25 protein-coding genes are annotated in these 25150 nt (G+C 45.2%); 16 read left to right on the top strand and 9 right to left on the bottom strand.

What is annotated here, in order from left to right; all coding sequences use genetic code 11:
• Positions 1 to 125: 125 nt before the first annotated feature.
• Entirely contained in the window at positions 126 to 1343 is a 1218-nt protein-coding gene (locus DN752_RS07130; RefSeq protein ID WP_112783306.1) for an arginine deiminase, read from the top strand.
• 163 nt (positions 1344 to 1506) lie between these two features.
• Here DN752_RS07130 and DN752_RS07125 read toward each other — a convergent pair whose 3' ends face one another.
• Positions 1507 to 4269, bottom strand: a complete 2763-nt coding sequence (locus tag DN752_RS07125) for a putative LPS assembly protein LptD (RefSeq protein WP_112783305.1) — start codon at positions 4267 to 4269, stop codon at positions 1507 to 1509.
• Positions 4270 to 4333: 64 nt separating this feature from the next.
• On the opposite strand from DN752_RS07125, the gene DN752_RS07120 reads away from it, so the two are divergent.
• The 4 genes from DN752_RS07120 to DN752_RS24410 all read left to right on the top strand — a co-directional run bounded on the left by DN752_RS07120 (position 4334) and on the right by DN752_RS24410 (position 8690).
• Positions 4334 to 5134 carry an N-acetylmuramoyl-L-alanine amidase family protein gene (locus tag DN752_RS07120; RefSeq protein ID WP_112786455.1) on the top strand — a complete coding sequence of 267 codons (801 nt, stop codon included), beginning with the start codon at positions 4334 to 4336 and terminating at the stop codon, positions 5132 to 5134.
• Between the two features lie 303 nt (positions 5135 to 5437).
• A complete protein-coding gene (locus DN752_RS07115; RefSeq protein WP_112783304.1) occupies positions 5438 to 7063 on the top strand; it encodes an acyl-CoA carboxylase subunit beta in 1626 nt (541 codons plus the stop codon).
• Positions 7064 to 7128: 65 nt separating this feature from the next.
• Positions 7129 to 7980 carry a transglutaminase-like domain-containing protein gene (locus DN752_RS07110; RefSeq protein ID WP_112783303.1) on the top strand — a complete coding sequence of 284 codons (852 nt, stop codon included), beginning with the start codon at positions 7129 to 7131 and terminating at the stop codon, positions 7978 to 7980.
• A 428-nt stretch (positions 7981 to 8408) separates the two neighbouring features.
• Positions 8409 to 8690, top strand: coding sequence for a hypothetical protein (locus tag DN752_RS24410; RefSeq protein ID WP_162633148.1), 282 nt, complete (start codon positions 8409 to 8411; stop codon positions 8688 to 8690).
• A 78-nt stretch (positions 8691 to 8768) separates the two neighbouring features.
• On the opposite strand, the gene DN752_RS07105 is transcribed toward DN752_RS24410, so the two are convergent.
• Positions 8769 to 9398, bottom strand: coding sequence for a 4'-phosphopantetheinyl transferase family protein (locus tag DN752_RS07105; RefSeq protein ID WP_112783302.1), 630 nt, complete (start codon positions 9396 to 9398; stop codon positions 8769 to 8771).
• 39 nt (positions 9399 to 9437) lie between these two features.
• Here DN752_RS07105 and DN752_RS07100 point away from each other — a divergent pair, with 39 nt between their 5' ends.
• The 4 genes from DN752_RS07100 to DN752_RS07085 are packed head-to-tail and all read left to right on the top strand — an operon-like array spanning position 9438 to position 12120.
• A complete protein-coding gene (locus DN752_RS07100) occupies positions 9438 to 10358 on the top strand; it encodes a WD40 repeat domain-containing protein (RefSeq protein WP_112783301.1) in 921 nt (306 codons plus the stop codon).
• Positions 10355 to 11287 carry a DivIVA domain-containing protein gene (locus DN752_RS07095; RefSeq protein ID WP_112783300.1) on the top strand — a complete coding sequence of 311 codons (933 nt, stop codon included), beginning with the start codon at positions 10355 to 10357 and terminating at the stop codon, positions 11285 to 11287. Before DN752_RS07100 ends, DN752_RS07095 begins: the two co-directional genes overlap by 4 nt.
• Positions 11288 to 11289: 2 nt before the next feature.
• Positions 11290 to 11658: a dihydroneopterin aldolase gene (gene folB, locus DN752_RS07090; protein ID WP_112783299.1), complete on the top strand. Its 369-nt coding sequence runs from the start codon at positions 11290 to 11292 to the stop codon at positions 11656 to 11658.
• Positions 11659 to 11661: 3 nt separating this feature from the next.
• On the top strand, positions 11662 to 12120 hold the full coding sequence (locus tag DN752_RS07085) for a DUF4268 domain-containing protein (RefSeq protein WP_112783298.1): 459 nt from the start codon (positions 11662 to 11664) through the stop codon (positions 12118 to 12120).
• Positions 12121 to 12318: 198 nt separating this feature from the next.
• On the opposite strand, the gene DN752_RS07080 is transcribed toward DN752_RS07085, so the two are convergent.
• Positions 12319 to 12639: a HesB/IscA family protein gene (locus DN752_RS07080; RefSeq protein WP_112783297.1), complete on the bottom strand. Its 321-nt coding sequence runs from the start codon at positions 12637 to 12639 to the stop codon at positions 12319 to 12321.
• 104 nt (positions 12640 to 12743) lie between these two features.
• Here DN752_RS07080 and DN752_RS07075 point away from each other — a divergent pair, with 104 nt between their 5' ends.
• The 4 genes from DN752_RS07075 to DN752_RS07060 are packed head-to-tail and all read left to right on the top strand — an operon-like array spanning position 12744 to position 15072.
• Positions 12744 to 13265: a DUF7935 family protein gene (locus tag DN752_RS07075; RefSeq protein ID WP_112783296.1), complete on the top strand. Its 522-nt coding sequence runs from the start codon at positions 12744 to 12746 to the stop codon at positions 13263 to 13265.
• Positions 13266 to 13277: 12 nt separating this feature from the next.
• A complete protein-coding gene (locus tag DN752_RS07070) occupies positions 13278 to 13694 on the top strand; it encodes a YkvA family protein (RefSeq protein WP_112783295.1) in 417 nt (138 codons plus the stop codon).
• 36 nt (positions 13695 to 13730) lie between these two features.
• Entirely contained in the window at positions 13731 to 14309 is a 579-nt protein-coding gene (locus DN752_RS07065) for a thioredoxin family protein (RefSeq protein WP_245949482.1), read from the top strand.
• Positions 14310 to 14352: 43 nt separating this feature from the next.
• Positions 14353 to 15072 carry an NAD-dependent epimerase/dehydratase family protein gene (locus DN752_RS07060; RefSeq protein WP_112783294.1) on the top strand — a complete coding sequence of 240 codons (720 nt, stop codon included), beginning with the start codon at positions 14353 to 14355 and terminating at the stop codon, positions 15070 to 15072.
• Between the two features lie 37 nt (positions 15073 to 15109).
• Here DN752_RS07060 and DN752_RS07055 read toward each other — a convergent pair whose 3' ends face one another.
• Entirely contained in the window at positions 15110 to 16303 is a 1194-nt protein-coding gene (locus DN752_RS07055) for a hypothetical protein (protein ID WP_162633147.1), read from the bottom strand.
• Positions 16304 to 16337: 34 nt separating this feature from the next.
• On the opposite strand from DN752_RS07055, the gene dtd reads away from it, so the two are divergent.
• The 3 genes from dtd (at position 16338) to DN752_RS07040 (ending at position 19031) form a co-directional block, all read left to right on the top strand.
• Entirely contained in the window at positions 16338 to 16790 is a 453-nt protein-coding gene (gene dtd / locus DN752_RS07050) for a D-aminoacyl-tRNA deacylase (protein ID WP_112783292.1), read from the top strand.
• Between the two features lie 167 nt (positions 16791 to 16957).
• On the top strand, positions 16958 to 18466 hold the full coding sequence (locus DN752_RS07045) for an ATP-binding cassette domain-containing protein (protein WP_112783291.1): 1509 nt from the start codon (positions 16958 to 16960) through the stop codon (positions 18464 to 18466).
• 238 nt (positions 18467 to 18704) lie between these two features.
• A complete protein-coding gene (locus DN752_RS07040; protein ID WP_112783290.1) occupies positions 18705 to 19031 on the top strand; it encodes a nucleotide pyrophosphohydrolase in 327 nt (108 codons plus the stop codon).
• 492 nt (positions 19032 to 19523) lie between these two features.
• Here the strand turns inward: DN752_RS07040 and DN752_RS07035 are convergent, their stop codons facing one another.
• The 5 genes from DN752_RS07035 to gcvT all read right to left on the bottom strand — a co-directional run bounded on the left by DN752_RS07035 (position 19524) and on the right by gcvT (position 24873).
• On the bottom strand, positions 19524 to 20657 hold the full coding sequence (locus DN752_RS07035; protein ID WP_112783289.1) for a beta-ketoacyl-[acyl-carrier-protein] synthase family protein: 1134 nt from the start codon (positions 20655 to 20657) through the stop codon (positions 19524 to 19526).
• A 22-nt stretch (positions 20658 to 20679) separates the two neighbouring features.
• Positions 20680 to 21282, bottom strand: a complete 603-nt coding sequence (gene bioD / locus DN752_RS07030; RefSeq protein WP_112783288.1) for a dethiobiotin synthase — start codon at positions 21280 to 21282, stop codon at positions 20680 to 20682.
• Positions 21275 to 22396, bottom strand: coding sequence for an aminotransferase class I/II-fold pyridoxal phosphate-dependent enzyme (locus DN752_RS07025; RefSeq protein ID WP_112783287.1), 1122 nt, complete (start codon positions 22394 to 22396; stop codon positions 21275 to 21277). Before DN752_RS07025 ends, bioD begins: the two co-directional genes overlap by 8 nt.
• Before the next feature lie 481 nt (positions 22397 to 22877).
• On the bottom strand, positions 22878 to 23600 hold the full coding sequence (locus tag DN752_RS07020) for a 2-phosphosulfolactate phosphatase (RefSeq protein WP_112783286.1): 723 nt from the start codon (positions 23598 to 23600) through the stop codon (positions 22878 to 22880).
• Positions 23601 to 23778: 178 nt separating this feature from the next.
• Positions 23779 to 24873, bottom strand: a complete 1095-nt coding sequence (gene gcvT / locus DN752_RS07015) for a glycine cleavage system aminomethyltransferase GcvT (RefSeq protein ID WP_112783285.1) — start codon at positions 24871 to 24873, stop codon at positions 23779 to 23781.
• Between the last annotated feature and the right edge of the window lie 277 nt (positions 24874 to 25150).

Raw genomic sequence — 25150 nt, 5'->3', positions numbered from 1 at the left:
GGACGGCAAAATTTAATGTCGTCCTTTTTATTTATGTTATAATTATTTAATGGTTATTTTTCTGTATTGGTAAAATAATACTTATTTTGTTGGTATTGTTGAAATAATAGAAGAGAGAATACTTTATGGATCTGAGAATAAATTCTGAATTTGGAACACTGAAAGCAGTACTGATGCACCGGCCGGGAAAGGAAATAGATCGGTTGACACCTTATAACAAAGAATTGCTGCTGTTTGAGGATGTCCCATATTTGGAAGCCATGCAGCAGGAGCATGATTATTTTACCAATATTATCAAACAAACCACCGGGGCAAAAGTTTATGGTTTGCATGAGCTATTAATGGAGACCATGGCCGATGATGAAATTCTCTTTAAAATGATGGAGGAGGCCCTTTCGTTCAGCAGGTTGTCGCATTTTACCGAAAGTATTCTTGGGAGACTTTCTACCTCCGAGTGTGCCACGGCGCTGATTGCAGGGATCAAAGTGCATGAGCTTAAGAAAAAAATAAGCAAGTTGCCGCTAGTGGATTTGATGGACTATGCGTTTATCATTCCTCCCTGTCCCAACCTATATTTTCAGCGTGACCCTGCTGCATTGACACCTGGGGGCATGGTGTTTTCCAGTATGAAGATGGAGGGACGCCAGCGCGAAGCCAATGTGATCCGTTCTGTGTTTGAAAACCATCCTGATTTTAAGGATAATATCAACAAAATATATCCCATCGACGGACATAAGGACCCCGCCTGTATCGAGGGTGGGGATGTCATAGTGATTTCCGATAAGGCAGTGGCCATCGGTAATTCGGAGCGAACCGATGAAAAGGCCATTTACCATGTGGCAAAGAGCTTGCTAGCGGAGGGAACGGTAGAGCGTGTTTACGAAGTTCACCTTCCCAAGAGGCGTAATTTTATGCACTTGGACACGGTGTTTACCATTTTGGACGAAAACTTGGTGCTGACTTATCCAGACGCCATGGAAGCGGTGTTGCAGACGTCACTTTATACGCTTAAGAGCAATGACGGTGACCAAGTTCATATTAAGCGGACAGTACTGAAAGAATCCTTGCTGACTGTGCTGGAAAAGGAAATTCCTTATCTGGAGATCATTCACCTTGGCGGTGACGGGAACAAGGACTATGCGCTGAGAGAGCAGTGGTTTGACGGCGCCAATGTGTTTGCGATAGGGCCTAGAAAGGTGATTTCCTACAGAAGAAACAAGCACACCAACCGGGCACTACGTGATATGGGCGTGGAAGTGCTTGACATTCCTTCTTCCGAGCTTTCCCGAGGACTGGGCGGGCCAAGGTGCATGACCATGCCATTGAGTAGATCGAAGATTTAGATGGAGATATGAGACTTGAGACTTGAGACATGAGTCCTGAGACTTGAGATAAGTGTATTCGTATCAAGAAATAGATGAATGGGGCAAGTAAATAAGAAAGGCTTTACCACCTTCAAACCTCCGAACTCTTTAACCTTCCAACCTTTAACCTCCTTACTCCCTACTAATAATCAAAGAAAGATCGTCTTCTTGATACCTTCAGGTCTTGGAGGATGCTGGCTTTGACACGGATGTCGATATTATAGCTGGTAAATGCGCCGAAAGGTATCCAGCTAACATTCATCTGCCAGCAGTGGAGATCCCGGGCGATGCCGATCATAGTCTGGGTGATCTTGGCAGTGGAGAAGTCGTAACCTGTATTAAAGTTGACTTTCCACTTTTCTGATAAGCTGAGGTCACCAGATACGTTTAAGGCCTGCGTGATATTGGTGTCTCCGGTACGGTCACTTTTGCTATAGCTCAGGTTGTAGCCGTAGTTGATATTCCATGGAATGCTCCAGTCGATGTACTGGCTGGGGTCATTGGAAATGCGGTCGATCTCATTTTCGACAAACTCGTTCATCTGACCTCCATCCTGGAGGTATTCATTGGTGAGTTCCTCCCGTGTGTCTGCGGGGGTTTTTTCTGGCGATCCACTGGGGTTGAAGCTGCCGTTTAGGTTCAGGTTGGCCCGGCTGATAGAGCCGATTCCTTGGCCATTTTGCCAAGCGTATTCGTTGACTTTTCTATAATAAGTTTCGGTCCCGTCCATGTAGCTGGTAGTAGCGTAGGGATTCAGGGTGGCAGAAAGTGCTACGGAAATTTTATTGTCAAAGAAAGTTGTCCGCGTACTCATATTGATCGGTGCCAACTTAAAGGAATCCGCAACGAAGTTATAGCTGGTAGAAATGTTGAATGACTGAAGCAGGGGAAACTTCTCCGTAGTGGCTTCAGTGCTGTCGTTTTCCACTCTTTTCTTGGCTTCCAGTGTATTTCGGATTGAGACATTCAGTGATCTTGATTCACCTCTTGGTGCTCCACCGTACAGATAGCCTTGAAAACGACTATAGAGCTGCGTATTGCCTTCCGCATCGGTTTGTACCTGTTGGTAATACCCGTATTTGGGGTCGCTGAAGTCAGGGGTGAAAGACATGCCCACCGTCGGCTGGATATGGTGACGGATGGCTTCGAGTTTTGAGTCTGGCTTGAAACGGTAAAAACCATACACGTTGGTCGCCATGTTAAAGGAGGTGTTATAGTAACCTACCCGACTGAAGCCGTTTTCCAGGATCTTATCCACGCGCTGCTCGGGTGCATTGTAATAATAGTTGATCCGATCAAAGTACCAGAGCTCAGTGTATTGGAAGCTGGCTGTGCCGGTGAAATATTTAAAAAGGGTAAAATTTGACGACACCGGAAGGGTGTGTCGGAAGCCATTTTCGGCTTGTTTGAGCAGTTTTGGCAGATTGGCCCAAGTGAACGGTATTACGTCTGGGGCTTCCAGGTCGTCTTCAAAAGCATCATCCTGCAGAAAATCATCCTGTACACCCAAAATCGGTACCTCAGCATTGTCTATTGAGTTTTGGGCATTGAAGTTCCAAGCAAAATTCAGGGTTTTCAGTGGCTCGAAACTCGAACTTCTGAATGGTGTCTGTCTGTTCATGTTGACAGAGATATCTGGAAGGATGAGCCTTACCTCACTGGTCTGCACATTTTGGGAATGCCTTAGGTTTGCAGACATGCTGAAGGGCGTTCCGGTGAAGGTTTTGCTATAGGAAATATTGGAGGTGAATTCCGAATTGGTATTTCTGAGGTAGTTGTTAGGGTTGACTACCAGGTTGTTATAGTTGGTGGTACCGGCATTGACCGACGCCGAAAACCGGGAGTTGCCCCTTGATTCTGGGCTATGGCTCCAGTTGATCCACATGGTGGTGTAGTCCAACGGGTTTTCGTCCGTTTCAGGGCTTCTAAACTGCTGGTAGTCGACATTAAAACCACCGCTGAATCGGTATCTTTTCTTGTAGGCAGTGGCCAGCTTGGCACCATAACCTCCTTTAGAGTAGATCTCGCCAGTCAAACGGGAATGGATATAATCGTTAAAGGCAAAGTAATATCCAAAATCCCTAAGGTAAAAGCCCCTACGTCGCTCTTCTCCGTAGGATGGAATGATGATGCCGGAAACCTGCTCTTCTTTTTGGTCAGGAATAAAGCCAAACGGAAGCCCTACAGGAGTAGGGATCCCATTAAAATAGAGGTTAAAGGGTCCCGAGATGGTTTGTTTTCCTTCTACTGATTTGATGCGCTTTGAAGAGATGTGCCAGTGAGGTTCTGCCAAGTTACAGGTGGTGTAATAGCCATGGGAGAGGAAGACATTTCCTTGGTCATCTTTTTTGACCACTTCACCTCTGAGGAGTCCATCTTGCTGTTCTGTGACCACGTCCGAAATAATGGCTTTGCTCGTTTTGAAATTATAGCGCATTTCTTTTCGGATCTCATAGGTGCTGTTCCCCTCCTTGAAAATAGGGCTTCCCTGTACCGTTCCCGTAGAATCTGTAATTCCAGAAGCATAGAGTTCATTCTTCTCCCAATCGATTTCTATATAATCGGCATCCAGTCGGATATTGCCATATTCAAACCAAGCCTTGTTATAAAGATAGACCTTCTTTTCCCTAAAATCAGATAAGATGCTATCTTGCGCAGCGTACTTGATGGTAGTTTCGATATCTCCTTTGGGCACAACCTTTGTAGTGTCACTAGCAGGTATGGAATCATTAAGGACAAGACTGTCGGGAAGAGTCGGTGCTATGGTGTCCGTCAAAGGAGTCAGGTCCGGAGCTACGATTTCCTTTTCTGCAGGACGCCTTTGCAGTTTGGTCTGTCCAAAGGAACCCTGAAAAGAAATGAATAGTAGGATAAGGGAAAGATAAGCTACCTTAATATTCTGCACCGATTTACTTCTATTTGCTTCAAAAATTTTTAAATTTTGCGTAAAGTTAAGCTTATTAATGTTTATGAAACGAACCAGTGTCAAAAATGTTATAATAATTCTTTTTCTGACCTGCATCACCTTGTTGTCGGCGTTTGTACCAGCAGGGGAGAGTGCTCGGAAATTTAAGATGAGAAGGGTGGTCATTGATGCGGGTCACGGCGGAAAAGATCCCGGGACCATGGGCAGTCGTTCCAAGGAAAAAGACGTGGCTTTGTCAATTGCCCTCAAAGTAGGGAATTATATCAAGCAGTATGTCCCAGATGTGGAGGTGATCTATACCCGTAAGACAGATGTATTTATCGAGCTGAAGGAAAGGGCGAATATAGCTAATAGAAATAAAGCAGACTTATTTGTCTCCATTCACTGCAATGCCGTCCGAGGTTCCAATGCCTACGGTACGGAGACTTACGTGATGGGGTCAAATCACTTTGAGCGGAATTTTGATGTGGTGAAGCGAGAGAATTCTGTAATTCTCCAAGAAGATGATTATAAGGAAAATTACGAAGGGTTTGACCCAAACTCTCCAGAATCCTATATGATGGTAAACCTGATGCAAAAAGCCTACTTTGCCAATAGCCTTTCGTTGGCACAGAAGGTAGAGACTGATTTCAAAACACGTCTCAACCGTCACAGCAGAGGCGTGAAGCAGTTGCCATTGTATGTATTATGGACGACCAGTATGCCAAGTGTCCTGATCGAAACAGGCTTTTTGTCCAATTCTAATGAAGAACGCTATCTGAACAGTGAAAATGGACAGGCCTATATCGCTTCGGCCATTTATCGATCCATCAAATCATATAAGGAGGAAGTGGAGGCGTTTTAGGGCAGGGCCACATTATCGGGTAGGCTCAATAAATGCACCGCTGTACGCCGTGGCGTAGCGGCCATAGCCGTCAGTATAAGCTGCTATCAGCACACCAGCTACCACAATTACATGAACTTAGCGGTTCGATATTTATAATCTCGAACCGAGATAAGGGGGATTTGAAATCCCCCTAGGCCATTTTGGGAGGATCTTTATTAGCGCTACTTAATGGGGATTGTATATTGATAATCCCTGTAATTTTTTATATTTAAATTAAGGAGAAACTGAAAAATCCTTACTAACCATTTCAGATATAAACCCATGAACAATTTAGAGAATCCAAATGGAGTGTACTTGGAGTTGATCCAACAGCTGATCGAAAAAACGGCAACGGTAAAGCAAGGAGGAGGAGAACAGCGAATAGCCAAGGAGCACGAAAAAGGCAAATTGACCGCCCGTGAGCGGATCGGGTATTTATTGGACAAAGGAAATGACTTTTTGGAGATTGGTCTTTTTGCTGCAGATGGAATGTACCAAGAAGAGGGCGGGTGTCCGTCTGCCGGGGTCGTTGCGGGAATTGGCCAGGTAAGTGGCAGGATGTGCGTCATCGTGGCCAATGATGCCACTGTTAAGGCTGGGGCTTGGTTTCCTATGACTGCCAAAAAGAACCTCCGGGCACAAGAGATTGCGATGGAGAATAGATTGCCAATAATCTATTTGGTGGACAGCGCAGGGGTTTTTTTGCCCATGCAAAACGAGATTTTCCCGGACAAGGAGCATTTTGGAAGGCAGTTTAGAAATAATGCCAAAATGTCCTCCATGGGCATCGTCCAAGTAGCGGCCATCATGGGAAGCTGTGTGGCCGGAGGAGCTTATCTTCCCATCATGTCCGATGAGGCATTGATCGTTGACAAAACGGGTTCTATTTTTTTAGCGGGGTCTTACTTGGTCAAAGCGGCCATTGGTGAGAATGTGGACAATGAAACCCTTGGTGGAGCGACTACTCATTGTGAGATATCCGGAGTGACCGACAATAAATATGAAAGCGATGAAGAATGCCTAGACGCTATCAAGCGGATATTTGACACACTAGGAACGACAGAGAGGGCTGGTTTTGATCGGAAAACACCCCAATCCCCTGCAGTGGCATCAGAGAAAGTGTTTGAGATTTTTCCGGTGGATAGGGCCAAACCTTATGACATGCACCAAGTGCTAGAGACGCTAGTGGATGCGGGAAGCTTCGACGAGTATAAGCCCAGCTACGGCCAGACGTTGGTGTGTGGCACGGCCAGGATAGATGGCTGGGCCGTGGGGATGTTGGCCAATCAACGGAAAATGGTCAAAACCAAAAAAGGAGAGGTGCAAATGGGGGGAGTGATCTATTCCGATTCGGCTGATAAGGCCGCCAGATTTATCATGAACTGCAATCAGCGCAAGATCCCGTTGGTTTTTATTCAGGATGTAAGTGGCTTTATGGTGGGGAGCCGTGCCGAACATGGGGGGATCATCAAGGATGGCGCCAAAATGGTCAATGCCATGGCGAATGCGGTCGTGCCAAAATTTACAGTGATCATCGGTAATTCTTATGGAGCCGGTAACTACGCCATGTGTGGGAAGGCTTATGATCCCAGGCTGATTTTCAGCTGGCCGACGGCCCAAATGGCCGTGATGTCTGGAGCTTCTGCGGCCAAGACCTTGCTACAGATCAAGGTGGCTTCGCTCAAAAAAGAGGGGAAAAAAATCACTCCCGAAGATGAGGCACAATTGCTCAAGGAAATAACCGAAAAGTACGAGGAAGAATTAAGCCCCTACTATGCGGCTGCCCGTCTCTGGGTCGATGCTGTGGTCAGTCCTCTGGAAACCAGGGGGATGATTTCCACGGGGATCGAAGCGGCTAACCATGCTCCCATCAAGGACCGCTTTAATGTAGGAGTTATACAAACTTGATCGTAAATTTGTGTGTTGTAAAGAGTGTGAATTTATGGGGGAATCGCCCGGCTATGTAGGATAATATGGAAAATTTGAGTGAAAGTGAGTTGAATGCGTTGGTGTCACTTTTAGATGATACGGATCATGAAGTGAAAGATCACGTGAAAGGAAAGATCATCTCCTTGGGGAACGATGTGATCCCTTTTTTGGAAAAGAAGTGGGAGAGCAGCTTTAACCCCGACGTGCAGAAGGAAATCGAGGAACTTGTGCATCAGCTTCAGTTTGACTTGTTAAAGGAAAGACTGGAACAATGGAAAGCTTCTGGAGGCAAAGATTTGCTTAGAGGGCTTTGGATCATCAATACCTATCAGTATCCTGATCTGGAATTTGATAAGTTGAATGCGGAGATGAACCAGATTTATTTTGAGGTTTGGACTGGTTTCAAGACAGATGTGTCAGCCTACGACCAAGTCCGCCTGATCAATAATATTCTCTTTAGCCAACTCCGCTTCTCTGCCAATACCAAAAATTTCCACTCCCCTGGCAATAGCATGATCAGTAATGTGCTGGATACTCGGAGGGGAAATCCAATCAGTTTATGTGCCGTTTATTATCTAGTGGCGCAAAAGCTGGGGTTGCCGGTGTATGGGGTGAATTTACCCAACCTCTTTGTGCTGACTTATAAGGCCCCCGATGCGGCTATTTATATCAATGCCTTTAACAAAGGGCTTATTTTCAGCAAACAGGACATCAATAATTATTTGGAGCATTTGAAGATATCTCCGAAAGAGGAGTTTTTTGAACCATGTAGCCATTTGGATATTGCGAAGCGCACGTTGAGGAACTTGATCGTCGCTTTCGATAAGCTGGGTGAGCCAGAGAAAGTGGAAGAAATCCGGGAGTTGCTTCAGATCCTAGACCCACCTATTCTTTAGTTTTTTCAACCCGATTTATGCATTAGGAATCGTTATAGATAGGCTAATGCATGTTCCGGGATCAATGCCGTTTAGTTAGTGTGTATCTGGAAAATATGGGTTCTATATTTTTTCCTTGGGCAGTTATTTTTCTAGCTAAATTCCTAGGTGTTTTTCATCCGTTTACCTTTGTTACTTTTTTGCTTCAGGTCAAAAAAGTAACCAAAAAACCCCGCCGCTGTGCATCTATTGGCCTAAAATTAAAACCTCCCCTCATGCAGGCAAACTCCTCCTTTTCTAGCAGCCAACATTCTTTTTGACTAGTATTTCGTCAAACAAGCCTGCCTTCTTGCCCACCCGCTTTTTAATTTCTTAACGCCCAATACCTGCAAGGCGGATTCAGTTAATAAGTCCCAAAAAGGTGTTGTTTCCATATGACGGCCCTTGGTATGCCTGTTTTCCAGCCGATGGTGGAGGCCGTTAAGAAAGTGAGTTGGCTTGCGTCGTGGAACAGCGAGACCCACTCACTTTTAGGTCGTAGCCATCGGGTGGAAATTAAAATGGGTGACGGATTTCGGTCGCAGGGTAAATCCATGTTCCATTTTAAAAGGCATACCACCGGCCTAGATTTTTTTCTTTCTTTTTTCATCAATGGAAAAAAGGAAAAGGATAAAATCCACCAAGATGATCAGGTTTCTCCAGCCAAAGTCAATCAAAAAAAGGACTTTTAGGTATATGAAAAGAAGGAAATGTCCTTAACTAAACGGCATTGGTTCCGGGGTAAACCTAGAACAGGCAAACTGACAGCACTACCAAATGGTGTACGTCATGATCAAATTGCCCGTTCTTTCTACTTTAACGGTATAATAGTGGTCAGCAAAATCAGTATTGCGGATTTTGCCTTTGATGACCTTGTCTTCTTGACTAAATGGTGAAAGTAAAATATGCTGCCTTAGGCTGATGCCTTTTCTACCTTGGCACTTGAAAATAGATTCTTTGGCGGACCATGCAATGGTGTAGAGGATGGGGTCATTGTCCAGAAAATCAATCTCGGAAGGATCCAAGAATTTTGGCCCGAGCCGGACGACTTTTTCCTTGACATAATCGATATCGATGCCTACGGGCATTTCTTTATGGAAGATGGCCGCAGCAAGCCCTTTGGTATGGGTCAGGGAGACGTTGCCATAACCATCCATGGGGTAGGATTTACCATGTTCATCCTTGTAAAAACCAGGATAAGACATGCTTATGGCGTCCAGGGCTTCTTTAATGGCCAGACGGGCTCCCTTCCATTCTTTGCGCTTTTCTGGATGGCTGATATTGGCAAAGGACAGTTTTTCGCGAAAGCTCAGAAAATCAACGGGCTTACCTTCCTGTTCTTCAATATTCTTGATGGCCAAAGCTGATAAAGGACTTATTTTTTCTATTTTTGCTTGCATATAGCTTAGCGCGGAATTGAAAGATTTTAATTGCAATATATGTCAAAAATTCAAGTAAATAAACTTTACACACTCACAGGTCACAATGATAGTATATTTGCCTTGGTAGAGGGAGACGACCCGCGTTTTTTTTATACTGGAGCAGGAGATGGAATGGTCGTGGAGTGGGATCTGGACACACCCAAGGATGGTAAACTGGTCGCCAAACTGCCCAATTCAGTATATGCCCTTGAGGTGGATGGACAGCGTAATTTACTTTTTATCGGACATAATTACGAGGGCGTTCATGTCATCGACCTTCATACCAACAAGGAGATTTGGTCGTTAAAAATTACAGACCATGCCATTTTTGATATAAAAGTTTATGGAGATAGGGCATATGTCGGCACTGGAGATGGGGTGATTACTGTCTTGGATATTGAGGAACGGTCACTACTAAAGCATATTAAGCTTGGAAATGAGAATATACGGGTATTGGATGTGGACAGGAGCCGAAGACACCTAGCGGCAGGGGCCAGTGACAATACTGTGAAAATACTCGATTTGAATGACTACACCCCTATCAAAAAACTAGAAGGACATACCAATTCTGTATTTGCCCTCAGGTATTCTCCTGACGGGAAGTTGTTGATCAGTGGGGGACGGGATGCCCGTCTCCAAATATGGGATGCTGAAGATTATCACCAAGTGGAGAATATCGTCGCCCATATGTATGCGATCAACTACCTGGCCTTTCGAGAAGATGGCAAATATTTTGTAACTTGTAGTATGGACAAGTCCATAAAGCTCTGGGAAACGGAGACATTTCAATTGAAGAAAGTCATTGATAAATCCCGTCACGCAGGCCATGGGACATCCGTAAACAAGGTGATCTGGAGCCGTTATAGTCAGCAGGTGATCGCTGTCAGTGATGATCGATCGGTATCCATTTGGGACATTGAATTAGACGAAAAGTTATGAAAATTACACCACTAGAAATCCGTCAAAAGACATTTGAGAAAAACTTCCGGGGATTCGATAAGGATGAAGTCAGTTCCTTCTTGGTGTCACTGTCCCAAGAGTGGGAGCGTGAAATGGACGAGAAACGATCGCTTCAAGTGCAATTGGAGCAGGTCCAAAAGGAGTCTGCCAAACTAAGAGAAGTGGAAAACTCGCTTTTCAGAACCTTAAAGGCGGCAGAGGATACCGGAGCCAGCATGATCGAACAGGCAAACAAAACTGCCGAGCTCATTCTGAAGGAAGCCCAAATGAATGCAGATGCCATGATCGCAGAGTCCAAAGGGAAGTCAAGAAGTCTCATCGAAGAAGCTGAAAGTCGATCCAAACGAATCATTGAAGACCTTAAAGCGGATGTCAGCTCCCTAGTGGAGAGCTATGAAGAACTACTGGCCCAGCGGGAAATCGTCATCCGGAACCTCAAAAATATGGCCAGTGACAGTCTCGAAAATGTCAAGCAATCACAAGAGGACATCAAGCGTATTGATCTGGATGTACATACCAAAGCTGTAAAAGAACTGAGTCGAAAGTCACCTCATTTTAATTCGGAAGATAATGTCAAGCAGCCTAAGGAGAAGTCTCACACCTTCGTTATTGAGCCCAAAAAAGAACAGCCACAAACAGCCAAAGAAACTTCCAGTAGTTCAGACATTGAAATAAAGCTGGATCCCCATGCTCCGACAGAAAAGGAGCAAGCAAAGGATAAACAATCCCAACATGTAGCTCAAAGGGAGGATCCTCATGCGCCTGAAATGAAAGAAGATTTCGAGGAGACAGAACCTAAAAAGAGCGAGGCAAAGACTGATGAAAAAGCTCCTGCGGATGCTACTGAAAAGGTGACTCAGATTGAAAAGAAAAAGGAGTCGGGTTCATTTTTTGACCAGTTTGATTGATTATGGGAAAAGTATCACTTGAAGGAATAGAATTTCATGCGTTCCACGGTGTTTTCTCTGAGGAGAAAAAGCTGGGCAACCGGTTTACGGTGGATATTCATGTGGAGACGGATTTTAAGAAAGCCATGCTGGATGATGACCTGAATGAAACGGTCGATTATTCACGCATCTACCAAATCGCCAAGTCCCATATGGAGGAGCCTGTGAAGCTTTTGGAGCATTTGGCACACCTGATGGTCCAAGATATCCTCAGTGCCTACCCAAAGCTCCAACGGATAGATATTATTATCAAAAAGCATAACCCAGCATTGGGTGGCGTAGTGAATTATTCCGTAGTAAAAGTGTCCTACCCCCTAGATTACCAGAATTGACAAGTGTATAGCAGAGCAGAAATCACCAAGACCAAGCAGGATTTTTGGACGGCTTTTGGACAGTACATGAAGCCAGTGCCTTCGGCAGAAGGTGGCCGGATTAACTGGCAAAATTATAAAACCGGTGTCCCTCAGGTGTTTTTTCGAATGAAAGCAGACCGTGGTTTTGCTTCCATCGGAATTGAGATCAATTTTAAGGATCTTGAATTACAGGAGCTGGTTTTTGAGCAGTTTGAAACATTCAGAAAAATGCTTCATGGGACCTTGGGAGAAGAATGGGACTGGCAGCTCCATACCTATGATGAGTACGGAAAGGCCGCTTCCAAAATAGAAAAAAAACTCAATGGAGTAAGTGTCATGCACCAAGATGACTGGCCGGCCATTATCTCTTTTTTAAAACCTAGGATCATTGCCTTGGATGAGTTTTGGAGCAATGTGAAGCCTGCTTTTGAGGGGTTTTAGTAGCGATAATCCTTTGGGGGAAATTTTGTGGGAATGGGGGAACTATTCCGAAAGGACAGTCGGAGCAAAGACAACGGTCACAGGTACAGCGGTGTTTGTCATTAGGCAAAAAGCCCCTGCTCGAAGTGTCAGGGAAAGAACCGGGAACAATGGCTGTTTGACGGGGAAGTAAAACTACTGCCCGTCCCATCCAGTGCTTTATTCTGTTGCATCATGCCTTTTGGGGATATCCGGATTCTCGAAGGTAAATCCTCTGGCTTCATTGCCATCATAGAAATCCACCTGCATTCCCATCAAAAACATGACATGCCGCTTTTCGATTAGCACAGGGATGCCGCCCAGCTCGAATTGCTGATCTTCCTCTTTGGGTTTGTCAAATCCTAGTGCATAGGACATCCCGCCGCACCCGCCGCCTTTGACGCCTACCCGTAGGGAATAGTCAGCAGGGATGTTTTTGTGCTCCATGATGTTTTTGATCTCTTCTTGAGCTTTGTCTGTAATGGTAATTGGAATCAGCATGTTTAGTAAATGTTCCGGACAATTGGATAGTTCAAAAATAATGACAAATAATCAACTTCTCTTTGAAATATTTTAGATATTCGGGAATTAATGAAAAATAGTAAATGGAGTACATAGTAGAACTGTTAAAGATTATTTTGCCAGCGGGGCTTGTGATTTATGGGATGTACCTGGTCGTGGTCTCCTTCCTTTCCAAAGACCGGGAGTCGAAGCTGGTGGAGTTGAAAACCCAAAACACGAAAGTTGTCTTACCCATCAGGTTACAAGCAGGCGAGCGGCTTTGTCTTTTGCTGGAACGGCTTACGCCCAATAATTTGGTAAGAAGAGTAAATGACCAGTCCTATTCAGCAAGGGAGCTTCATGGACTGTTATTGCAGGAGATCAGGGAAGAGTATAACCATAACCTTTCCCAGCAGGTTTATTTCTCGGATGATACCTGGGAGAGTGTAAAGAGCGCCGTGGAGGGAGTGATCACACTGGTCAATTCTTCCATGCAGGATGTAAATCCTGATGATAAAGGCATGGATTTGGCCAAAAGGATCTTTCAACGCTCTCTGGATCAAAAGAATGACGGCATATCTTTTGCATTAAAGAAAGTGAAATCTGAAATTAGAGTGTACTTTTAAGCGACGTTGATTATGGAAAACAGGAGAAATGAACAAGGGAATTTGCTCGGTAAAGCAAAAAGGGTGTATCATAAAAAAGCAGAGCGCATAGCTCACAGCAAGGAAAAGCTACATCAATTGCTAGAGAAAGTGTCAGAAAAACTTCATCAGGTAGCCGATAATCCTACGGTTCAGGAATCCCGTTATTACCTAGAAACAGTGATCCGTATGGTCAGGGCTTATTACAAAAATGAATACAGGGCTTTTTCTACCAAAACCTTGGTGTTAATGGTGCTGGGCTTGTTGTATTTTGTCATGCCGCTGGATTTTATCCCGGATTTTATAGCCGGTCTTGGCTTTGTAGATGATCTCTCTGTCCTTTTGGCCATTACCAAAAGCATGCAGGGCGATATCGAGGATTTTCTGGAATGGGAGAGAACTAAGGCATAGGTGAGCTTGTTAATAGCTGAAAAACAAGGAAACTATATGACTGCCATTACCTCTTTGATCACGCATGAGCTGATCGATCAAGCACAAAATTACAGTGATTACCGTGCTCTGATAGACCGACTTCTTCTAGAGAATAAAACGACAGGCGATAATCATTCTGAAGCCATGATGGACTATACCCGTATCAACGTCCAACGGATGAAGCGTTGGGACAAAACGGCCAAAGTCAGTGAAACAGCTGCAGCGTCAGTACAAAAAATAGATAGAAATCAGGTATGGCTTGTGCTTACGGAAGCTTGGTGTGGAGATGCCGCCCAGAATATTCCGTATATTGAAAAACTCGCAGGACTCAACGACAAAATTCAGCTTAAGTACATTCTGAGAGATGAGAATTTGGAAGTGATGGATGAGTTCTTGACCAATGGCGGACGGTCCATTCCCAAATTGATTGCTTTGGACGCTGCATCACTCGAAATATTGTTTACTTGGGGCCACGGCCACAGGAAATGCAAGAAATGTTACTGGCTTATAAGGCTGACCCAAAAGGTGTTTCTCCTGAGGAATTTAAAAAATCTATCCACTTGTGGTATGCCAAGGACAAAAATCAAAGCCTAGAAGGGGAATTTATAAACTTATTATCCCAATAAAATATCCAACAATGAAAACCATCGCCATAGTTTCGGGAGCTTCAGGCTTGATCGGTGTGCAGCTGCTGCACCAGCTGTTCAAGGAGAATACTTATGATCATGTGATCACTGTTTCCCGAAGACCGTTGGCTTTCAAACAGCAAAAATTGATTCAGGTGGAGGTTGACTTTGATCATTTGGAGCAAGTGAGTTTGTTGGATAAGCTTCGCCAAAACGATATTGGGGGAGAAAACCATGACTTGGTTCAGGCGTTCGAAAAAGAAAAAGTGAAAATCCACGCTTTTTGTGCTTTAGGGACGACTATCAAAAAGGCCAAGTCCAAGGAGAATTTTTATAAGATCGACCATGATTATGTGATCAGCTTTGCGAAATGGGTCCACCAGTGGGGGGCTAGCAAGTTTTTATACGTCAGTTCACTGGGGGCAGACCAGCGATCATCTGTATTTTATTCTAAAGTGAAAGGCGAAGTGGAAGAGGACCTTAAGTTGATCCCCTTCAGTTATTTGGGGATATTCAGGCCATCCGTATTGCTTGGCGACCGCAAGGAAACCCGTATCGGTGAAAGTCTGGGGAAGGTGGCCGCCAAGGCCATTACCTCAGTTGGGCTGTTCAAGAAATACAAACCCATCTATGACCATCAAGTGGCCAAAGCCATGGTCCATCAGGCACTGAACGATGAACTGGAAGTGGTGAAAATCATTGAATCCAAGCAGATGCAGATTTTTGAGTGAGAAAGGGAGTCTAGGTTATTCTACGCTAGAATTTCTTTCATCTTTGGCGTGGCAAAGTGTTTTTTAGCCATTTCCAAGAAACTATTATGACTGCTGCGGTATAAACGCAGTAGAGCGCTAGCCACTTCCAAGGGGCATACGCAGGATACCACGTCTTCCATGCTTCGAAATCTGCACCCCCGTCGGGAATGCCTCCTAGTACTCTCATGGCAGGGATACTGATGGCCAGCAAAATCCCCCATTGTTTAGTGGTCAATTCCAATTTGCTTAGTAGCAAAAGCATGATAAAAGGACTGCCTAAAAAAGCGATTCGCGTAAAGTCACCTCCTGCAAAAAGACTGAAAAAGGCATAAGTGCCCACCAGTGGAATCAGCCATTGTTGGTGCTGAGGGAGAGGGTTTGGCCGAAAGTGACGATTACGGATCGAAGCCCACAAGAATCCTCCATAAGCCAAGGTGATAGCGCATATCCAGCGAAGGAATAGATCAGGGTGTCCAAGTAATCCCAAGGTGTTATAGAAAAGGTTTACCGCTCCGTTCTTTCCGGTATTAGCTGGAGGAAAATAGTGCCCAGTTATTTTCAGGGTGACCAAGCTAATCAGAAAAGCAGCTAAAAGGGCTATCGGGGCTTTTTTGTCATGACGACGCCATAATGGTATTCCGGGATAAATGATGAGCACCAGCAACAGTGGCAATAGGGATTCTTTTTGGATGGTCATCAATGGAGTGATCAGTATTAGCCATCCCCACTTTCTGCCGATTAAGCAATAAAATAACAGTAACTGGAAAAAATAGATCGGAACATCCACGCTGATGGGGTCGGAGAGGTTTCCCTTTAAAACGCCTACCCAGTGGAAAGTGATCCAAAACCACCCTATCCACATTTTGATACGGTCAAAGCCGACTTTGTCCGAAACCAAAAACCATAATGGAACCCAAGCCAGGGAAAACAACAGGTTGATGGCCTTGAAGTTATTGGTGATGTCACCGAATGGTAATTGGACTGCAAGCCAAGGTACCAGAATACGGACGCTAAAGGGATAGTTTACAAGGTAGTCATCTGCCTTTCCAGTAAAATACCCATAAGCCTTTTCGTATTGATTGGCATCAAAGAGTGGGTTGAGCTCATGCTGTAGGGGAGCTTGTAGTCCGCTGAAGATCATAAAGCCACCCAGTGTAAGGGCCATTGCCAAAATGACATCGGTAAAACTGTATATCTTGCCTGATTTCAACTATCTTCAACTTTTTATTAAACACAGGAATACAATGATAGCAGTTATTCAGCGAGTTTCTGAATCTTCGGTTAAAATTGATGGCCATATCAAGGGGCAAATAGGCCAAGGGCTTATGGTCCTGTTGGGGATTGAAGATGCCGATAGCGAAGAGGACATTGCTTGGCTAAGCAAAAAAATGGTCAATCTCCGGATTTTTGGCGATGATAATGGTGTGATGAACAAAAGCCTGATTGATATAGGCGGTGATATACTGCTGATCAGCCAATTTACCCTTCATGCCAGTACCAAAAAAGGCAATCGCCCTTCTTATATCAAAGCGGCCAAGCCTGATGTGGCCATTCCACTGTATAGACAGTTTATCGCTACCGTGGAGAAGGACCTTGGGAAACCGATTCAGACGGGCGAGTTTGGGGCAGATATGAAAGTGGCCTTGGTCAATGACGGCCCTGTGACCATTACGATCGATACCAAAAATAAAGTGTAGGAAGGTATTGGAAGTATGAGGCACAAAGGGCGAGGTACGAAGGAGTGATTTTCTTCCCAGCCGTAGCAAAAAGGTTCGGCGAGGTTATTTTGGAGTTATAAGTAACAAGTACATTATCTGAATACCACATCGGGATTAATTGGTGTTGGCATGAAACAAGTAAATAAATGACACAGGATATATTTCTTTCCATAGAAAGCGCAAATGTAAAGTACCTTGACAGGACGATTTTTCAAGGGCTGGACTTTGCGATGAGCACCGGGGAAAACTGGGCCATCCTAAGTGCTTCGGGGGCGGAGAAAACCGCTTTCCTAGAGACGATCCTTGGCAAGACCATTTTGTCTGCAGGAAGGGTGACGCGTGATTTTGCGGTGGATTATCAGCAAGAGATGACTGCAGCAGGGAAGATCAATAGCTTTCGGGACCTGATCGCAGTGGTTTCCCAAAAGTACACCTTTACCAACAAGTCCAACCTCCAGAACTTCTATTACCAGCAGCGGTTCAATTCTTCTGAATCAGAAGAAGCAGCCACCGTTAAGGAGGAACTAGAAGGAGTGCAAGCAAAACAACGTGGCCATTGGAAGGTGAACAATGTGATGGAATTGCTGGAACTTGAGGAGCTTAAGGATAAATCCCTGATCAAGCTATCAAATGGTGAGTCCCGAAGGTTGGCGATTGCCTGTGCACTACTTCGCAATCCGCGATTGTTTCTGATGGACCAGCCCATGACAGGATTGGATGTGGACACACGGGCACATTTTGGGGAGGTATTAACGGCGATCACCGATTCCGGTATTCAGGTGATCATGACCACTTCCCCAGATGAAATTCCAGAAGCCATTTCCCATGTGGCTATTTTGGACGGAGGGAAGGTCACTGAAGTAGCCAAACGAGAGGATTTTCACCAAGTGGACTTGGTCAATCATGCTGCTTTGAGCCAGTTTGATCATAAGAAGCTGGACGAACTGATAAAGCTAAAGCCAGTGGCGAAGTTTGAGACCCTGATCCAGATGAACCATGTACATATCCAGTACAATGGAAAAGTGATCTTGGATGATGTCAACTGGCAGGTAAAGCAGGGTGAATGCTGGGTGCTCCGCGGCCATAACGGCGCTGGAAAATCCACCTTGCTAAGTCTGATCAATGGTGAGAATCCACAGGCCTATGCTAATGATATAGTGCTTTTTGACCGGAAAAGAGGGACTGGAGAGACGATTTGGGATATCAAGCGCCCGATTGGTTTTGTATCGCCAGAGCTGGCCAGGTACTTTCCGGCTAATCAGACCTGTCTGAAAGTGGTGCTCTCAGGGCTTTTTGATACCATAGGGCTGTTTAAGAAAGTGACAGCGGAGCAGGAAAAGCAGGCGATGGACTGGTTGCGGCTATTTCGGATCGAGCATGTTGCCCAGATGCGTTTGACACAGATCCCTCTCGAAAACCAACGCTTTTGTTTGCTTGCCAGGGCCATGATCAAGTCACCCGCTTTGCTGGTGTTGGACGAAGCAGCGCAGGGTATGGATGATGAGCAGCGACTGCTTTTTAGAGAAACGGTCGCCCATATTGGCAGTCATCCAGCGGTGTCCATGATCTATGTCAGTCACTATGATCAGGATATTCCCAACGTGGTGGACCATGAACTGGTCTTGGAAGAGGGAAAAGTGGTTAAGAAAGCTTAGAAGGTTGAACCCGGAATATGCATTAGCCTATCTGTTGCGACCTGAAACTGCTTCAAAATCAGCCGTTTCACTTTAGTTTTCGGCATAACCGTAGCGGTGCTACGCTAATACCTCCAAACTAACTGATTTTCTTGCAATTTCAGCTCTCACTACGATTCCTAACGCATAATCCGGGTTGAATGTTTTATGTTGGAATGTATAAATGCTTAACTAATAACACAATAATCAATAGCTACCCATGACAATAGAAGAAGCACAGCAGCAAGTGGATCACTGGATCAATACCGTTGGCGTCCGGTATTTTAATGAACTCACCAACATGGCCATTCTTACAGAAGAAGTGGGGGAGCTGGCCAGGATCATTGCCAGAAAGTATGGTGAGCAGTCATTCAAGGAAAGCGATAAGGATGCTGACCTTGGCGATGAAATGGCCGATGTACTGTGGGTGCTAATGTGCCTGGCCAACCAAACTGGCGTGGACCTTACCAAAGCACTGGAAAAGAACTTCGAAAAGAAAAATATCCGGGATAAGGACCGCCATAGAAACAATGATAAGCTGAAGTAGGCACCGACATACGATCCCCGAGCGAGTCCAAGGGGGAACTTGCCAGTTTTAAAGTAGTTTGCAAGTTGCAATAGATAGGCTAAGGCATAATGCGGGTTTAAGAAAAAACCAGTACAAATCTTAATCAGCTGCACCACCTGACCCGCTGAAGTAAATCAGTGTTCTATCCGGGCTATTAACCTCAGTTCGATTATAAAACCGTCACTGCGAGGCTTAGGGGGAGGTTTGAGGGGTGGAAGCCGTGGCAGTCTTCGTATTTGGGGATTGCCACACCCTTTTCCAACCCACATCCTCCTAAAAAGGGTTCGCTATGACGTTTTTTATACTAAAAATAAGTCGAGCTCAGGTTATTACGTAATCCTCCCACTTTTCCGCTTGATCCGTTATTGCAATTTTTGACAATGAAACCAATAATTAATCCGGCTAACACGAATTAAGGGCGCACAACTCCGGCTGCTAGTATCTTGCTTCTAATTTCTTTTATCTAATCTCTTACCTTCCTACCACAGCGCAAATGGCCTGTCCGCCGAAGCCCAGTGCCGTGATGAGGACATTATTGATTGCTGTGGGAGGGGCAATTTCCTGTTGGATGTAGGCGGGGAGTTTGGGCAGCTCCTGATGATGGAGGACGTTAATGGCCAAGTCCAGATTGGCTGCTAGGCTGGAGCCAAGGGAGTGGCCGATCTTCCATTTGTTGGAGATGGTAAAAGGTACGTTATCAAAGATCCTTTCATAGGCGGTTTTTTCCGCCAAATCACCCAGCTTTGTCCCTGGGAAATGTCCGATGATCAGGTCGATTTTTCCTTTATGAAATTCCCCAAAAACATTTTCTGCAGCTGAAACAATGCAATCTCCTGTTGGTGAAAGGTCAGTGCTATGGTTGATTTTTTCCATTCCGGATCCTACACTTTTGAGCTGGGCCAATTCGTTGGGGTTGTTTTTTTCTAATTGAAAAGCATAGGCACCTTCGCCGAGGACCATGGTGTTAGTGGCTTTTTCAAAATCCATGGATTGGCAAGGATAGGGTATTGCCTCATCTTTGGCATAGATCCTAATGGCCTTCATCTGGTCAATAGTCAGTCCAGCAGTGGGGCATTCTACGGCTGCGGCGATAAAATTATCCGCCATTCCGCTGTTGAGCCAGGCAAAGGCATTTTGGAGCGTCAGTCCAAAACTGCTACAGGTTGATGACTGAAAGAACAAAGGAGCATCAGCTTCATGCAACAAGGCTGGCCAGCTGCTGGGAAAACCCAAGGTGGAATGGGGAGAAGTCCATACTGGCAAACTGTGGTGATCCACTTGCATTTGGCTGAGAAAATCAATGCTTCCCCTCGAAGTAGCGGCGTTGATCAGTTGCTTTTCATGGGGCTGCAGGTGCATGTGATGGATCAAAAATGAAAGCAGCTTAGCCTCTTCCGGAAAACGCTCTGACTTATGGCCGAGGCTAGTTATGTAGCCATTGATGTCGCGCCAGATTTCATCAGAAATGCTTCCTTTCCAGTCGCCTCGTTCGTTTTGATCAAGTGCATGATGAGAAGAAGTATATCGGTCGTTTTCTTCAGAAGCGTAAAATCCAAGGGGATTGATGCCCATGGCCTTGGTGATGCTGATATGACTGTTGCCCATGTAAATGTGTCGGTTTTAGGAGTTAGTCCAAAGGATTTAATAAGGGGAGTCCGCTTTGTTGATCATCCCATTCAGGCATACGAAACTGTGCGGTAGGAGTGAAACGGCCAAGGATAGCACTTTCGGATGAAGTGTTTTCTGTCCCGTTCCAAATGACCGTAAAATCCTCAATACCTGCTTGCATTAAAACCTGCAAGGTAAGAAGACTATGGTTTATACTGCCTAGATAATGCCGTATGACGATCACCGGATGAAGGCGACTCGAAACCAGAAAATCCAAAAAAGTCTCTTCATCATTCAGTGGGACCATCAGCCCACCAGCTCCTTCGATGCAGCATTTTGGATGGTCTGGGATAAGCTGGCGGGTCAACTGGATCGTGGTATTTTCCATTTTGGCTGCCAGGTGTGGTGACTGTGGTGTTTTTAGCCGATAGGCTTCCGGTAAGATGTCGGTGTGTGGACTATGCTGTTTTACAAACATAGCGTCCGACTGCTCTAGATCACCGCACTGAACCGGTTTCCAGTACGCATGTCCAAAGGTCTTGCAGAGTGCTGCTGCACAGACGGTCTTGCCGATGCCCGTGCCTATACCTGTGACAAAAACCTTATCCTTCATTTTATGCATTGAGTAGATTGATCAATTGGGTAATTTCTTCTTTTGTGTTGAAAGCATGCAATACGATCCGTATCCTTTCTTCGCCTGTTTTTACGGTTGGAGAAAGAATTGGGTAGCAATTAATGCCTGATTTTTGCAATTGCCCCACCTTTTCTTTCAGTAGTGGTACGTCGTCGCATCGCCAGTATTGTATGGGGCTTTGGTTATTGGAAAAGCTGGGGGAACTGGCAGGAGCGACTTCCAGATAAATCTCCACCGCCTTCGCCAGCGCATCAAAATTGCTTTTGGAAGCCAATAGTTTCAATGCTGCTCCAATACTGCACAGCTGATCCCAAGATGGGGCAGTGGTGTAGATGAAGGCCCTGCTGTAATTGATCAGAAAGCTTCTGAGATCGTTATTTCCCAATACCATAGCGCCATGTCCACCGGCAGCTTTTCCGAATGTAATCACCCTGGCCAGTAAATTGGGATGCTGCGCAAAACCAAAGGAAGCTCCTTTGTTTTCTTCACCTATAGTGCCCAGGGAATGTGCTTCATCGATGATCAGCGCTGCTCCATGTTGTTGACAGATACCGAGGATTTGACCGATGTCAGGGCTGTCGCCATGCATGGAGAAAAGGCCTTCTGTTAGCACCATTAGCCTTTTGTCTTTTTGCGCATGGAATGCCAATTTCTTCTCCAAATCCCTGAGATCATTGTGCTTGAAGGCCGTTTTCTGACCAAAGCCAAGCCGCATGCCTTCTTTGATACTGGCATGAACGTGCTCATCGAAGATAAATAGGCTATCCTTTTCTCCTAGCGAGGAGAGTAATCCTGTATTGGCCATATAGCCTGAATTGTACAGCAAAGCAGCAGGACTGTCCATGAAACTGGCAAAGTCTCTTTCGAGTTGTTCCATTTCTGGGTGGTTTCCGCTGATCAGCCTGGAGCCTGTGGACCCTGACCAGTGCGAAGGAGCGAGCGGGGAAGTCTGCTGCTCCAAAAGGCCTTTGGTAGCATAGCCCAGATAGTCATTGGAAAAGAAATCGGTATTTTCCCTAGGCGCAGTTTTTAGCGTCCTCAGCCGATTGTAAGCGGAGGCTTGGTCCAATTTGGCCTGGATAAATAGGTGGTGCTTTTCCATGGGGCACAAAGGTAAATTGAAAAGTGGCAAGGAGCAAGGAGCTAGTAGTGAGATGTGAGACTTGAGACAAGAGTACTGAGACGTGAGTCTTGAGACAAATGAGCGTTGTATATCCCTAGGTTCAAATACCCTTCGTTTTCCTGATTTGAAATCCTTAACATCATTAGTCAATTCACGGTTGTACCGAGGGCTGTGCCCCGGTACGATGAGCATTGAGGTTTTACCTCAATTTTCCGATATGTCAAAGCTTAGCCCTCATTGTAAATACATCTGGGTTATGTCTCTCTGCCCCAGCAAGCACTGGCAAGCATTGAGTCGTTGAGACAAATAAAGCTGTTCCTGATTTCTGTCCTGATCGTGTAGAAGGGTGAATTGCCAAAATATTTCCACAAAAGATCACCAAGATTCTTTTGATAAGTTATGGTTATATGTGAAAATGAAATATCCTTAATTTTGGACTTTGGAGGTTCTTCCTGTGGCTCTAAACGACCTGCAGGTCTACTTTCACAAGCGCTTCTCCCTGAAGCTTGGCGATAAAGTCAAATTTGTCCAAGGTAAGGCAGAAGTCGATGTCCGCTTCAATATTGTGGTTTTGGAGTCGTTTGGCGTGGGAGGCTTGGCTGAGGAAGTCTTTGAGATCATCTTGATGTTGTTCATACAGGGCTTTCATGGCGATGGCACCATCACAATCATAGCCAAAGTGGCCTGCCAACACGTTTACCAAAGCACCGGCATACAATGAATCTTCGAGGTTAAACATTCCTTTCCAGCCAGCGCAGTGGATGACGACATCCTTGCCTTGCTGGATAAGGTAATCGGCGGTAGCCTTAAGGTTTAAGAAAGCACCAATCAGCACTTCCGCAGCATCTTTTTTGGATTTTTCGATAGTGAGGGTACCGTTGGTGGTAGTGACGGCGATTTTTTTGTCTTCGAAGGCATTGTTAAGGTAGCTGAGGGGGGAGTTTCCCAATTCGAAACCTGCTGCCGTTTGGCCATTTCGCTCGCCAGCGATGATATAGCCTTTTTCTTTCATGGCCCGACAGGCTTCCAGTCCAGCAACGGGGGTAATGGATTTTACTTTGTTGGCCAGCCCGGTGACCATAGTGGAAGTGGCACGAAAAATATCCACCACTACCACGATTTTACCCTTTAGGTCATGGAGATGGATCAGTTCTGGACTCAGACAGATTTCGATTTTGTTCATTATTGTATGAAGAGGCTGTCTCAAAAGGTGAATTACGTCTCCGAGAGCTTTCGGTATCAACTATCGCGAGCGAAGCGAAGTGGTCCTGACATCCTTTTGTTGCACAAAGGAAGAGGGTACTTCTCTTCACTATCGCTACGACGTGGGCTTTTGAGACAGCCTTGGTTTGATTTATACTTTATTTCTTTAGCAGTGGGAGCTTTTCTACCACAGCCGCTAGGTTTTTGTTTCTTATGGTAATAGCAATTTCAGTACCTGCTTTGGCATATTCCTTCTCTACATAGCCAAGACCAATGCCGATGTTCATGCTCGGAGACATGGTGCCGGAGGTCACTTCGCCAATTTGTCTGCCTGATTCATTGACAATTGGGTAATGGGCCCTTGGGATGCCTTTGTCTTTAAACTTAAAGCCTACCAGTTTTTTACTGACGCCTTCTTCTTTCTGCTTTTTCAGGTTTTCACTGTTGATGAAGTCCTTGGTGAATTTGGTGATCCAGCCAAGGCCAGCTTCTAGTGGAGAAGTGGTGTCGTTGATGTCATTGCCATAAAGGCAATAGCCCATTTCCATTCGCAAAGTGTCACGAGCGCCCAATCCTATGGGCTTGATATCAGCAGTTGCACCAGCTTCGAAGATGGCATTCCATACATCCACGGCATCTTCATTTTTGACATATATTTCAAATCCTCCAGCACCTGTATATCCTGTGCCAGAGATGATGACGTCTTTTTTGCCCGCAAATTCACCAACGGTAAAATGATAAAATTTCACCTCGTCTAAGTTTACTGGGGTTATTTTCTGGAGTGTTTCCACTGCCTTTGGGCCTTGGACGGCAAATAGGGACATCTCATCTGAGATATTTTCCAGCTCAGCCCGCATGTCATTATGTTTATTGATCCAGTCCCAGTCTTTTTCGATATTGGAAGCGTTGACCACGAGTAGGTACTTTTCTTCATCCATTTTGTACACGAGCAGGTCATCTACGATTCCTCCTGTTTCGTTGGGAAGACAGGAGTATTGCGCTTGGCCAATGACCAGTTTGGCAGCATCATTGGAAGTGACTTTTTGGATCAGTGCCAAAGCATTGGAGCCAGTGACCATAAATTCTCCCATGTGCGAAACATCAAAGACACCTACGCCATTCCGTACGGTGTTGTGTTCTTCTTTGTCGGATGAATAGCGTACAGGCATATTATATCCTGCAAAAGGCACCATCTTTCCGCCCAATTCAATGTGCTTGTCGTTTAACGCGATTTTTTTAATCGTATTTTCCATATATCTGGGTTTAATTTCAGTTTTGGCAAAGGTAGTAAAAGCCTGCTAACATAGCGAATGGCCTGGGGAAAAAGCAGGGCAAACGCATTTAGTATATGGAACCCGGAATATGCATTAGCCTATCTGTTGCGACCTTAAACTGCTTCAAAATCAGCCGTTTCACTTTAGTTTTCGGCATAACCGTAGCGGTGCTACGCTAATACCTCCAAACTAACTGATTTTCTTGCAATTTCAGCTCTCACTACGATTCCTAACGCATAATCCGGGTTGAAAGAAA

Source organism: Echinicola strongylocentroti (assembly GCF_003260975.1).
In the GTDB taxonomy this organism is placed as follows: domain Bacteria; phylum Bacteroidota; class Bacteroidia; order Cytophagales; family Cyclobacteriaceae; genus Echinicola; species Echinicola strongylocentroti.
Note: the sequence above shows the minus strand (reverse complement) of the source record. Positions and strands in the feature narration are given on the sequence as shown.